The organism is Peribacillus sp. (assembly GCF_059453735.1).
Map to the genome: position 1 here is coordinate 1 of NZ_JAZVJO010000386.1, position 13,015 is coordinate 13,015.

The 13,015-nt window shown below is 39.0% G+C and carries 14 protein-coding genes; 12 read left to right on the forward strand and 2 right to left on the reverse strand.

What is annotated here, in order from left to right; genetic code table 11:
• The 12 genes from AC52RT_RS12495 to AC52RT_RS12550 all read left to right on the forward strand — a co-directional run.
• The coding region (locus tag AC52RT_RS12495) for a carboxymuconolactone decarboxylase family protein (protein ID WP_495541079.1) at positions 1-132 on the forward strand (132 nt) is incomplete at its 5' end.
• Between the two features lie 209 nt (positions 133-341).
• Positions 342-494: a YuzK family famiily protein gene (locus AC52RT_RS12500; RefSeq protein ID WP_326238847.1), complete on the forward strand. Its 153-nt coding sequence runs from the start codon at positions 342-344 to the stop codon at positions 492-494.
• 431 nt (positions 495-925) lie between these two features.
• The gene (sufC, locus tag AC52RT_RS12505) at positions 926-1,711 is read left to right on the forward strand and encodes a Fe-S cluster assembly ATPase SufC (RefSeq protein ID WP_495541050.1); all 786 of its coding nucleotides are present in this window, start codon (positions 926-928) and stop codon (positions 1,709-1,711) included.
• Positions 1,712-1,726: 15 nt separating this feature from the next.
• A complete protein-coding gene (sufD, locus tag AC52RT_RS12510) occupies positions 1,727-3,034 on the forward strand; it encodes a Fe-S cluster assembly protein SufD (RefSeq protein WP_495541051.1) in 1,308 nt (435 codons plus the stop codon).
• Complete coding sequence (locus AC52RT_RS12515) at positions 3,034-4,263, forward strand: cysteine desulfurase (RefSeq protein WP_495541052.1); 1,230 nt, start codon at positions 3,034-3,036, stop codon at positions 4,261-4,263. Before sufD ends, AC52RT_RS12515 begins: the two co-directional genes overlap by 1 nt.
• Positions 4,253-4,684: a Fe-S cluster assembly sulfur transfer protein SufU gene (sufU, locus tag AC52RT_RS12520; protein WP_340847057.1), complete on the forward strand. Its 432-nt coding sequence runs from the start codon at positions 4,253-4,255 to the stop codon at positions 4,682-4,684. Before AC52RT_RS12515 ends, sufU begins: the two co-directional genes overlap by 11 nt.
• Positions 4,685-4,751: 67 nt before the next feature.
• Positions 4,752-6,149: a Fe-S cluster assembly protein SufB gene (gene sufB / locus AC52RT_RS12525; RefSeq protein ID WP_495541053.1), complete on the forward strand. Its 1,398-nt coding sequence runs from the start codon at positions 4,752-4,754 to the stop codon at positions 6,147-6,149.
• Positions 6,150-6,277: 128 nt separating this feature from the next.
• Positions 6,278-7,123, forward strand: a complete 846-nt coding sequence (locus tag AC52RT_RS12530) for a DUF72 domain-containing protein (RefSeq protein ID WP_495541054.1) — start codon at positions 6,278-6,280, stop codon at positions 7,121-7,123.
• 22 nt (positions 7,124-7,145) lie between these two features.
• A complete protein-coding gene (locus tag AC52RT_RS12535) occupies positions 7,146-7,970 on the forward strand; it encodes a sulfite exporter TauE/SafE family protein (protein WP_495541055.1) in 825 nt (274 codons plus the stop codon).
• Between the two features lie 13 nt (positions 7,971-7,983).
• Positions 7,984-9,357, forward strand: coding sequence for a bifunctional metallophosphatase/5'-nucleotidase (locus tag AC52RT_RS12540; protein WP_495541056.1), 1,374 nt, complete (start codon positions 7,984-7,986; stop codon positions 9,355-9,357).
• 63 nt (positions 9,358-9,420) lie between these two features.
• Complete coding sequence (locus tag AC52RT_RS12545; RefSeq protein WP_495541057.1) at positions 9,421-9,726, forward strand: YunC family protein; 306 nt, start codon at positions 9,421-9,423, stop codon at positions 9,724-9,726.
• 221 nt (positions 9,727-9,947) lie between these two features.
• Positions 9,948-11,033: an HD-GYP domain-containing protein gene (locus AC52RT_RS12550; RefSeq protein ID WP_495541058.1), complete on the forward strand. Its 1,086-nt coding sequence runs from the start codon at positions 9,948-9,950 to the stop codon at positions 11,031-11,033.
• A 52-nt stretch (positions 11,034-11,085) separates the two neighbouring features.
• On the opposite strand, the gene yunB is transcribed toward AC52RT_RS12550, so the two are convergent.
• Together yunB and AC52RT_RS12560 are read right to left on the reverse strand one after the other, a co-directional pair.
• Entirely contained in the window at positions 11,086-11,826 is a 741-nt protein-coding gene (gene yunB / locus AC52RT_RS12555) for a sporulation protein YunB (protein WP_495541059.1), read from the reverse strand.
• 71 nt (positions 11,827-11,897) lie between these two features.
• Entirely contained in the window at positions 11,898-12,899 is a 1,002-nt protein-coding gene (locus tag AC52RT_RS12560) for a M23 family metallopeptidase (RefSeq protein ID WP_495541060.1), read from the reverse strand.
• Positions 12,900-13,015: the final 116 nt, after the last annotated feature.

Genomic DNA, 13,015 nt, shown 5'->3' on the forward strand with positions numbered 1-13,015 from the left:
TGTATTGATAATGGAGCATCCGAAACAGAAATCATGGAAGCAGTTGGAGTAACTGGTGCATTTGGAGGAGGCGCGGCACTTAGCCAGGGAGTCACGCTTGTTCAAGAAGCACTGGAGGATTTATTACATTGAACAATTATTGCTTAAGAGCCAGCGATTAGGAGGGATTTTTCATCTAAACCTTATATGCTGGCTGTTATTAAGTCATATCATGTTTAGTGAATGGTAGGGAGGGTATATGACCTTTGAGTAATCTTTTAGAAACATGATAAAATTAGAACAACAAAACCAGAAAGGATTGATTCATTATCAACTCTCTAGATTTTAACGTAACCAGCGAAATGGAAAAGGCAATGCAACAATCACATGGTGTAGGCTATAGTGAGTACGGCAGGAGGTTAGATGTCCGGATCCAAGTCGAGAAACAAAGAGAGAGAGATTATGAAGCAAGCAATATGATCGTTAATGAACTTCGCAGGAAACTTCATTCTTAAATATAAATGAATAAATTACAATGAATCTGCCTTTAATGGAAGATGATATGCCTAATGGGTGAAGGATAAGCTAAAGGATTGCAGCCTTCTTCGATTTGGTAGTATTTATCTGACCAAAAAGGCAGTTTTTTTATTTTGGCGAAATCAAAAATATGTTGAAATACGGTTCTAATACCATATAACAGCTTATGCAAGATAGTTAAATCCCTAAATGTAAGGGTTTAATGGAAGAAACATCGACTTTATGGACACATTATGGATAAAGGATATAAGGTTAATACTATGATCGTAGTAGAAAGTATATCGTAATGGTTGCTTACAGATTTGATTTGTTATAAAATTGTAATGAGAATAAAGTGAGAATTACTTTTATAAAGAGAGAAAATAGATTATCGCTATAAAATAGGAATATAGATCACGGAGGTATTCATATGTCAGCTTCAACTTTAACAATTAAGGATCTTCATGTCTCTATCGAGGGCAAAGAAATATTAAAAGGTGTAAACCTTGAAGTAAAAGGTGGAGAAATCCACGCAATTATGGGACCAAATGGTACAGGTAAATCAACACTTTCGGCTGCAATTATGGGCCATCCTAAATATGAAGTAACAAGCGGAAGTATTTCGTTTGACGGCGAAGATGTTTTGGATATGGAAGTAGATGAACGTGCACGTGTAGGATTATTCCTTGCTATGCAATATCCAAGTGAAATCAGTGGTGTTACAAATGCTGAATTCCTTCGTTCTGCTATTAATGCACGTCGTGAAGAAGGCGACGAAATTTCATTGATGAAATTTATCCGTCAAATGGATAAACAAATGGAATTCCTTGAAATGTCTGAAGATATGTCACAACGTTATCTGAATGAAGGATTCTCAGGCGGCGAGAAAAAACGTAACGAGATTCTTCAATTAATGATGATTCAACCTAAAATTGCTATTCTTGATGAAATTGACTCTGGTCTTGATATTGATGCACTTAAAGTCGTTTCTAAAGGTATAAACGAAATGCGCAGTGAAGATTTCGGCTGCTTAATCATTACACATTACCAACGTCTGTTAAATTATATAACTCCTGATTTCGTACACGTAATGATGCAAGGACGTGTCGTTAAATCTGGCGGCCCTGAGCTTGCTGCACGCTTAGAATCTGAAGGATATGATTGGATTAAACAAGAACTGGGCATCGAAGACGAAACTGTTGGCCAAGAAGCGTAAGTAGGAGGATTTGCCATGACTACCGTAACAAAACTATCAGTTGAAAAAGAGTATATCAACACATACTCACAACAAAACAATGAACCGGCTTGGCTTACTGAGCAACGCATTAAAGCATTTGAGGGACTTGATGCTATTCCAATGCCTAAGCCTGATAAAACGAAGATCGATAATTGGAATTTCACTAACTTTAGTTCGCATGTCGTGAAAAGTGAAGCATACGCTTCCTTTGAAGAGCTTCCTGAAGCGGTAAAACCTCTTATTAATTTAGAGGAAAATAACAATTTATATATTCAACGTAATAATACGCCTGCATTCTTTAGTCTTTCTGAAGAATTAAAAGCTCAAGGTGTCATTTTTACGGATTTATTTACAGCTGCCCGTGAACACAGTGAGTTAGTTGAAAAGTATTTCATGAAATCTGGTGTTAAGGCTGATGAACATCGTCTTGCAGCCCTTCATGCAGCTTTAGTAAATGGTGGAGCATTCCTTTATGTTCCGAAAAATGTTGAAGTGAAACAGCCGATCCAAGCGATCTTCATTCAAGATAACCCGGATACAACGCTCTTCAACCATGTATTAATTGTTGCTGAAGATAATAGTAATGTAACGTATGTAGAAAACTACATTTCAACTGTAGATTCTAACCAAGGTGTTGCAAACATTATTACTGAAGTTATCGCCAATGCAAATGCTCATGTAGCTTTTGGAGCTGTTGATACATTATCAGCTGGTTTTACGACTTATGTAACCCGCCGTGGTGTAGCTGGCCGTGATGCACGTATTGAGTGGGCACTAGGTCTGATGAATGAGGGTCATACGATTTCTGATAACACGACTTACCTTATGGGCGATGGCTCATTCGGGGATACAAAAAGTGTTGTAGTCGGCCGTGGAGAGCAAAAACAAAACTTCACGACTCAAATCATTCATTACGGATTACGCTCTGAAGGGTATATCTTGAAGCACGGTGTTGTAAAAGACAATTCAACCATTATTTTTAACGGAATTGGTAAAATTGAACATGGTGCATCTAAAGCAAACGCTGAGCAAGAGTCACGTGTCTTAATCCTTAGTGAAAAAGCACGCGGTGATGCAAACCCAATTCTTCTTATTGAAGAAGATGATGTGACTGCCGGACATGCTGCTTCTGTTGGCCGTGTTGATCCATTGCAACTTTATTATTTAATGAGCCGCGGTATTACTAAGCAAGATGCTGAGCGCTTAGTTATTACTGGATTCCTTGCACCAGTTGTTAATCAATTGCCTGTTGAAGGCGTTAAGAAACAATTGGCTGAGGTAATCGAAAGGAAAGTTAGATAATGAACCCATACGAAATTCGTAAGCTATTTCCAATATTAAATCAAGAAGTGAACGGACATCAGCTGGTATATCTAGATAGTGCGGCTACATCACAAAAACCAGCTTCTGTGATTGAAACCATTGAAGAATATTACCGGGGGTATAATTCCAATGTCCACCGGGGAGTCCATACTCTTGGAACAAAAGCTACGGATGCGTATGAAGGGGCACGTGAAAAGGTAAGGAAATTCATAAATGCAGCCTCGACGGAAGAAATTATTTTCACAAAGGGAACAACTGCATCTTTAAATATGGTAGCAAGAAGCTACGGGGGCGCCAACCTTTCTGCTGGCGATGAAATTGTGATCTCCTACATGGAACATCATAGTAACATTATTCCTTGGCAGCAAATTGCAAAGCAAACAGGTGCGACACTTAAGTATTTGCCTCTTCAAGAGGACGGAACAATTTCATTAGATGATGTTAGAGCTACCATAACGGATTCCACAAAAATTGTTTCTATTATGCAAGTGTCAAATGTACTTGGGGTGATTAATCCAGTCAAAGAAATAGCCGAAATAGCTCATCAGCATGGTGCGGTTATGGTGGTTGATGGTGCACAAAGTACACCACATCTTAAGGTAGATGTTCGTGATTTGGATTGTGACTTCTTTGCTTTTTCAAGTCATAAAATGGTTGGACCAACTGGGATAGGTATTTTATATGGTAAAAAAGCACTCTTAGAAAACATGGAACCGGTAGAATTTGGCGGTGAAATGATAGACTTTGTCGGCTTACAGGAATCTACTTGGAAAGAGCTTCCGTGGAAGTTCGAAGGTGGAACCCCGATTATTGCAGGAGCAATCGGCCTCGGTGCAGCTATTGATTTCCTTGAAGAAATTGGTATGGAAAATATTGAAGCTCATGAACATAAACTGACAGCATACGCAATGGAAAAAATGTCTGCAGTGGAAGGTTTGACTATATTTGGACCAGTTGATCCTGAAAAACGTGCGGGAGTTATCACCTTTAATCTGGATGAAGTTCACCCGCATGACGTTGCAACCGTATTGGATGCAGAAGGAATCGCTGTTCGGGCAGGTCACCACTGTGCACAGCCATTAATGAAGTGGCTGAATGTTTCTTCTACTGCGCGTGCCAGCTTTTACCTCTACAATACGGAGGAAGATGTTGATAAGCTTGTAGATGGGCTTGTCAAAACAAAGGAGTATTTCAGTAATGTCTTTTAATAACTTAGATACACTCTACCGACAGGTCATTATGGATCACTACAAAAAGCCCCGTAATAAAGGGATTCTTAATGATGGTAACTTGACCATAGATATGAATAATCCAACCTGCGGCGACCGAATTCGTTTAACGATGAAGGTTGAAAATGGAATCGTTGTAGACACTAAGTTTGACGGTGATGGCTGCTCTATTTCTATGAGTTCTGCTTCTATGATGACGCAGGCTGTAAAGGGTAAAGATATTGAGACGGCTCTGAACATGTCGAAAACATTTTCGGAAATGATTCAGGGAAAAGAGTATGACGATAGTCTCGATCTTGGAGATATAGAAGCTTTACAAGGTGTTTCTAAATTCCCAGCACGAATTAAATGTGCTACTTTAGCTTGGAAAGCGATGGAAAAGGGATTAAAGGAACAGTAAGATAAATGAGCTGGCTGTGGACATATGTTACAGACCACAGCCTTCATTGAAAGGGATGAATAGCGCTATGTCAAAGAAAATGCCTGATATCGGTGATTATAAATATGGCTTTGCAGACAAAGATGTATCTATATTCCGTTCGAAACGTGGATTGACTAAAGAAATCGTCGAAGAAATTTCACGTATGAAAAGTGAACCACAATGGATGTTAGATTTCCGCTTGAAATCATTGGAGCATTTCTATAGAATGCCAATGCCTCAATGGGGTGGAGATTTAAATAGTTTAAACTTTGATGAAATTACTTATTACGTGAAGCCTTCTGAGAGATCAGAAAAATCATGGGATGAGGTTCCTGAAGAGATTAAGCAGACTTTTGATAAATTAGGAATTCCTGAAGCGGAACAAAAGTATTTAGCTGGAGTTTCTGCTCAATATGAATCAGAAGTGGTATATCATAGCATGAAGAAAGAACTTGAAGATATGGGAATCGTTTTTAAAGATACTGATTCTGCTTTAAGAGAAAATGAAGATCTATTCCGTGAGCATTTCGGTAAAACGATACCGCCTACAGATAATAAGTTCGCTGCTTTGAACTCTGCTGTATGGTCTGGAGGCTCGTTCATCTACGTGCCTAAGGGTATAAAAGTAGATACTCCACTTCAAGCTTATTTCCGAATTAACTCTGAGAATATGGGGCAATTCGAACGTACGTTGATTATTGTAGATGAAGGCGCAAGTGTACACTATGTAGAAGGTTGTACAGCTCCTGTTTATACAACTAACTCCCTTCATAGTGCAGTTGTTGAAATCATCATCAAAAAAGACGCTTATTGCCGTTATACAACCATTCAAAACTGGGCAAATAACGTATACAACCTTGTTACTAAACGGGCTGTATGTGATGCAAATGCCACAATGGAATGGATTGATGGAAACATCGGTTCTAAACTGACAATGAAATATCCTGCTGTCATCCTTAAAGGTGAAGGTGCACGTGGTATGACGTTATCCATCGCGATTGCTGGTAAAGGTCAACATCAAGATGCAGGAGCAAAAATGACGCATCTTGCGCCAAATACGTCTTCTACAATCGTTTCAAAATCAATATCTAAACAGGGTGGTAAAGTAACGTACCGTGGAATCGTCCATTTTGGACGTAAAGCTGACGGTGCCCGTTCAAATATTGAATGTGACACGTTAATTATGGATAATCAATCAACATCTGATACAATTCCATACAATGAAATCCTGAATGACAATATTTCTCTTGAACATGAAGCTAAGGTTTCTAAAGTATCAGAAGAGCAATTGTTCTACCTGATGAGCCGCGGGATTTCTCAGCAAGAAGCAACAGAAATGATCGTAATGGGCTTCATTGAACCGTTCACAAAAGAATTACCAATGGAATATGCAGTTGAAATGAACCGCCTAATCAAGTTTGAAATGGAAGGTTCTATCGGTTAATTACTCCACAAAAATCCTGTCGAGAGGTTCTCGACAGGATTTTTTTTGATGTTTTGATTTGTTTGGTTTTTGGGTTATATAATGAGGAGAGACTTTTTAAAATGAAAGGTATATTGAGGTGATACTTGGTGATTTATATTGGTGTAACAGGCTGGGGAGATCATGATCGTTTATATGGGGACAAGCTGTCACCCCGGAATAAGCTGCTTGAATATGGTTCGCATTTTCCAACCGTTGAAGTGGATGCCTCTTTTTATGCTGTACAGCCAGAAAGAAATTCGAAGAAGTGGGTTGCAGATACACCTCTAGGATTTCAATTTGTCGTAAAGGCTTATCAAGGGATGACTACTCATACCCGTGGAGAAATTCCTTTTCAAAGTAAAAAGGAAATGTTTGATGCTTTTCATGCCTCTTTAGCACCGTATCAATCAGCTGGAAAGCTCGCTATGGTCCTTTTTCAATTTCCACCTTGGTTTGACTGCACTCGTGAAAATGTTGAGTATTTGAGATGGTGTAAAGCGGCAATGGACAATGTACCAGTCAGTTTAGAATTTCGCAACCAGAGTTGGTTTATAGGAAAGAGACGTGAACAAACGCTGGATTTTATGGGACGAGAGGGGTGGATCCATTCCATATGTGATGAACCGCAATCTGGAGAAGGTTCTATACCACTTGTCCTTCAAGCGACCAATAAGGAAAAGACACTTGTCCGTTTTCACGGTCGAAATGTCTATGGATGGAAAAAGCCTTCCTCTGGCAATTGGCGGGAAGTCCGTTATCTCTATAAATACAATCGCGTGGAGTTGCTGGAATGGGTAACACGTTTGAGAATTCTGGAAAAACAGAGCAAGGACATATATGTGCTGTTTAATAATAATTCTGGTGGAGACGCTGCTGGCAATGCAAAGGAAATGATAGAATTATTGAATATAGAGTATGAGGGGCTGGCACCAAAACAGCTCGATTTTTTTTAGAATGGGATGGGGCGAATTGTAAATGGTATGGTTGGTATTAGCTGCGATTGGATTATCCGCCGGGATTATTGGGGCATTGGTCGGACTTGGAGGCGGGATTATCATTGTACCTGCGCTCCTTTTCCTTGCTGGCTCAACTGAACTTCTTGGAAGTTTAACTCCTCAGCGTGCAGTGGGCGTATCGACAGTTATTATGATCTTTACGGGACTTTCGTCAACACTTGCTTACTTAAAAAAGAAAACGGCTGACTATAAAGCTGGATTGATATTCTTTGCAGGCAGCGGCCCCGGTGGAATTATTGGTGCATTTACGAACAAAAGCCTGCAGATAGATGCATTTTCTCTTTATTTTGGCAGCTTTGTGATTTTAATTTCATTAGTACTCTTAGTAAAGGATCAACTAAAACCGGTCGTTTTTAAGGAAGGAAAGCATAAGATAACAAAAACCGTATATCAAGATGGGCAAGCATATATTTATGGCTATCATCCAATGCTGGCTGTGTTCCTTTCATTTGGTGTTGGTTTCTGTTCCGGGCTGTTTGGAATAGGCGGCGGTTCTTTAATGGTTCCAGCTATGATGCTCCTGTTTTTCTTCCCGCCGCATGTGGCAGTTGCTACGTCCATGTTTATGGTATTTCTTTCGTCGATCACAAATTCCATTACACATATTTATCTTGGAAATGTCATCTGGCCGTATGTTCTGGCACTTATTCCAGGTGCTTGGTTTGGAGCAAAACTTGGTGTCATGATTAATTCACGTATAACAGGTAAAACATTAGCAATATTATTAAAGGCTGTGCTCATCATCATTGGTCTCCGCCTAATAATCAACGGAATAACAGGATAGGAGATGACGAACGATGTCAGAGGCGATTCACATATATCATACAAATGATCTTCATAGTCATTTTGAAAAATGGCCGCGTATTGAGGCCTTTTTGCGGAGCAGACAACAACTGCATGCTGAAACGGGAGAAGAATGTTTGATTCTCGATATAGGTGATCATGTAGATAGATGGCATCCATATACGGAGGGAACGCAGGGGAAAGGCAATATTGAGCTTTTAAACGAGGCTGGATACCAATATGTGACAATTGGAAACAATGAAGGAATTACTATGACATATGAAGATTTGGATTCTCTTTATGAGAAAGCAGATTTTAAAGTACTGGCTGCGAATATCTATCAAAAAAGTGGAGAACGTCCTAAATGGGCATTGCCATATGAAATACATACGACAACCAGCGGAACAAGAATTGCGATGCTCGGTTTAACGGCGAATTTTCAAAAGTTATATTCTGCACTTGGATGGAAAGTTAGTGAGCCTTTTATAGAATTAGAACAACAACTAAGCACTCTAAAATCGAAAGCAGACATAATAATGTTGCTTTCACATTTAGGTATACATGATGACGAAAGAATTGCTGCTGACTTTCCAGTGGTAGATGTAATTCTCGGTGCACATACACACCATATCTTGCATCATGGAAAAGTTGTTAATCAATCTCTGCTCTGCGGGGCAGGAAAGTACGGATTTTATGTGGGCCAAGTGGAGTTGACTGTAAACGAAATCGGAGATATTACTGAAAAAAAAGCCTGGTTATATGACACAAATGAATTTAATGAGATAGAAGGAGAATCTAATTGGGAACAATCACTTCATGATATTGGCAGCCAGTCCCTTCAAGATGTTGTGGCTACCTTGCCAGAACCCTTAGACAACCAATGGTTTAAGCCTTCCATTTTACCAGACATATTATGCCAGGCATTAAGGGAATGGAGTTCTGCAGACTGTGCGTTTTTAAACGCTGGCCTGCTTTTAGAAGGATTGCCAAAGGGGAAGGTGACAAAATCGGATCTACACCGAATACTTCCACATCCGATTAATCCTTGTGTAGTGTTATTAAGCGGAAGCCAGTTAAAAGAGATTATCATGCAATCGTTAAATCCTGAATGGCCGCATATGCCGGTAAAGGGGTTTGGTTTTAGAGGAAAAATCATGGGAAACATGGTGTACGATAAGGTTGGCTTTATTAAAACAGACAATGGACTGGTCAAGTATATTTTAATTGATGGAGAAAAACTGAATCCAGAGAAGCAGTATAAACTTGTCCTTCCTGATATGTTTACGTTTGGGTATTTCTTTCCTCATCTTCAACGATCTCAACATAAGGAATACTTGATGCCAGAGTTTTTACGGGATATCTTGGCATGGAAACTTAAAACATATTAAGCTGGGCACTTAAAGCTTCTTTCCTTCATACAGTATGGGTAGGAAGGAAAGGAGCAGATATTTATGATTGATTATATACCACTAACGATTGAAGAGAGCACATTTGTTGGCATAACCATCTACCTGCCAAAAACAACCCTTATTATGATCACTTCTAAAAATGGCTATATTATGTGTGGTGCACTGGATGTTCACCAGTTGAATACTAAATTGAATCATCGGAAAATTATTGCGGGCAGGGCAGTCGGTGTTACTTCAATTGATGACTTGCTTGAGGCACCACTTGAAGCGGTAACGACTGAGGCAGAAAACTTAGGGATTACTAAAGGGATGACTGGACGAGAAGCCTTATTAAAAATGCACGATTAGTTGAAGAAATACGTCTTAAAGTAAAATTATCTAATAATATTGTATTTTTATCCAGTTTATATAGCTATTCATTTTGTCTGTATCGTATACTAAAGGATATAGTTTTTATGAGGCTTTAGAATCGGGTAGAAATGTCCGATAATTAGGACAGAGACAGATTAAATAACAGTGAATAGCTTCTGACTTTATGTTGGATATAAGAAGCAATAGGAGTAAGAATTATGAGGCTACTAAAGACGCAATCACTGACTTCGGGTATGAAACTAGGTAAAACGATATTCAATGAACGAGGAATCGTTTTACTTAGCTCCGGTGTATTGTTGACGAATAATATGATTAAGCGGCTCATCGAATTAGATATCCCTTTTGTATATATTGAGGATGGACGGACATTACATATTAAACCGAATCCCTCTCTTCCAGATAAAATAAGAAATCAAGCGGTGCTGACCATTCAAGAAACATTTAGTCAACTTAATAAAAAACAAAAAGTTAGTGATTCCTTTGTTTTAGAAAAAGCAACCAAGAAATTTACTGATCTTGTCCGCTCTATTTTGACGGAAGTGAATAATAATAAAGAATTACTGTCCTTGTTAACTGATGTGTATGCTTATGATCATTACGTTTTTACTCATTCACTTAACGTAGCCTTATATTCTCTGGCTATGGGAGTTGAGCTTAAATTAAATCAGAAGCAAATGGAAATTCTCGGCTTAGGTGCTATCATGCATGATGTTGGTAAAATGATGATCCCAACTGAAATTATTTTAAAACCAGGCCGCTTGACGGAAAATGAATTCGAAACAATGAAGAAACATTCCGAATTTGGTTTTCAATTATTGCGAGGAGTACATACTATTCCTTTGCTTGTCGCTCACTGTGCCTACCAGCATCATGAGAGGCTTGATGGGACAGGATATCCGAGAGGATTAAACGGCGAGGATATTCACTTTTATGGGAAAATTATTGCGGTAGCAGATGTTTTTGATGCAGTGACGTCTAATCGAGTGTATCGTAATGCTTTACTGCCTCATGAAGCATTAGAAATTCTTTATTCGGGTGCAGGTACACAATTTGATGTAAAGATTATAGAAGCGTTTAGACGGTCGGTTGCCATTTATCCAGTTGGACTAGTTGTTGAACTAAGCGATGGTCGAAAAGGGATTGTTTCCAAACAAAATACGGGGATGGGAGAACGACCGATCATCGAGATTATTGAGGAACAGGGAAACGTCTTGGAAAAGGGTTATGAACTGGATTTGCTCAAACATAATCATTTAGTCATAAAAAAATGTCATGTCGAGTAAAAGGTAAAAGAGAAACGATGCACCCGTTTCTCTTTTTATTTTTTCCCTGAATCTACTCTACTCCGGGAGACGTTATGAGACTTCGCTCTGTTCCATAAAAACTAGGCACCCTGCCGGGAATATATCGTCCTCCAAGGTTAATGACCTGTTCAACTGGTGTTTCTTTTTTGAAGGTCGGAATAACAACCTCCATATGAACACCTACACGAGCAAATAATTCTAAATACGTATTATTAATCCCGGCACTTGTAGATTTGAATTCATAATCCATTTCAACGTGACCTACTAGGGACATTTCAACAGGAATTTTCGGCCCTGTATTTGCTAAAATAGAGATTCTTGTGACTACGCCTAATGGAATATAATAAATCACGGATTTTAATTGATTTTTATTGGCTTTTTTCTGAAATGGGTGTTCATCACTTATTCCTAATTGATCTTGTATATCCTTTATGGTTTCCTCTCGGACTGCATTATATAATTTAGGATTAAAGCTATAGGATGGAGCGGGGTCTCCTTCTTGATAATGGGTCAAGACAATATCATTGTCGGGCAATTCTTTAGACAGGTTCTTATGGAACGATTCATTAATGACTTCCGTTGCAGCACGTTTAATTTCTTTCTGAGCCACTTTCATAATCACAGGTTCAATGGCTTTATCAATAAACCAAATTGAAAAAATACTGCATATGAGAAAGATTATAAAAGTATAGATGAAAACCTTTTTCAAGGTGAGGATTCCTGTAAAGTATCTCTTTAAATCAGTATTTGGTTTAGATCCCTTATGAAACATGCCAACCCCCCTCCTTAAAACGTATGCTTTAGGAAAAGGGATATTTCTTAATCCGTAAAAAAAACAACCGGTTATTGCCTAGCTTTTAAGGTATCCTTTCGTTCCCAAACACGGAGGTGAGGGTAAGGGTCAAAGCTCCATTCCAGATTTCCATTATCTTTGTAAAGTCCGAAATGCAGATGGGGCGGGAATTTTCCGGCTGTCCCAGGTGGTCCATATCCGGTGCTGCCTACACTTCCAATTACTTGTCCTGGTTGGACAATCTGACCTACTTTTAAATCTTTCGTGAATCCATTTAAATGGGCAAAATAGTGATACGTATTGTTCATGTCACGAATTCCGATCCGCCACCCGCCAAAACGATTCCACCCTTTCATTTCAATGACTCCATAGCAGGTAGAACGAACAGGTAACCCATAGTGGGCAAAAATATCTGTTCCTTCATGCGAGCGTCTTCCTCCCCATCCACGGGCAACTCCCCATGTACTGTGAAAAGTATAGTCCGTCCCTACAGGAACGGGAAATGCTTTCTCCTGCAGGTCGATCCGATTAAACTTCTTATACATTTGTGCGTTTCCCATAATGATTCCGACTGCTTTATCCCGTTTATAATAATTCCAAAGCGCAATTCGGATATTATCATCATCTGTTCCATAGGATAAAAGATGCTTGGCAAAGGTGAACAGCAGATCTTCGTCATTGGTTCTATCTGCCAGACCATCACCATTTCCATCTAATCCAGATCCGCCGAAAAAATTGATAGAAAGGGGGTTTTGATCGTTTGGCTCAGGGTTAAGAACCCCGGACCACTTCGAAGGCTTAATTTGAATTGCAATGACACCCGACAGCGGTTCAGAGTTATTTGAACCTCGGATACTATATTCATACTGATCGGCAGCAGCTAAATAATACCAAGGAATTTGCAAGGCCGTTTCCATGTTTTTATAAAGATCCATCCGCTTTTGGTAAATGACTTCAGAAGAATGTGCTGTTGAAGCCGCAATGCCGGTTCGGTGTTCTCTTGGGAAACTTAAAATGATAATAAAAACAACGAGTACTAATTTCCACTTCACCCATCTAGTCTCCTTCCAAGTCTATTACATCTAGTTTGCTATTACAGGTCGAAAAAAATTATTTTAAAATTATGGAATATTTACCTAAACTTGTTCATTAATATGTTATTTGGTAA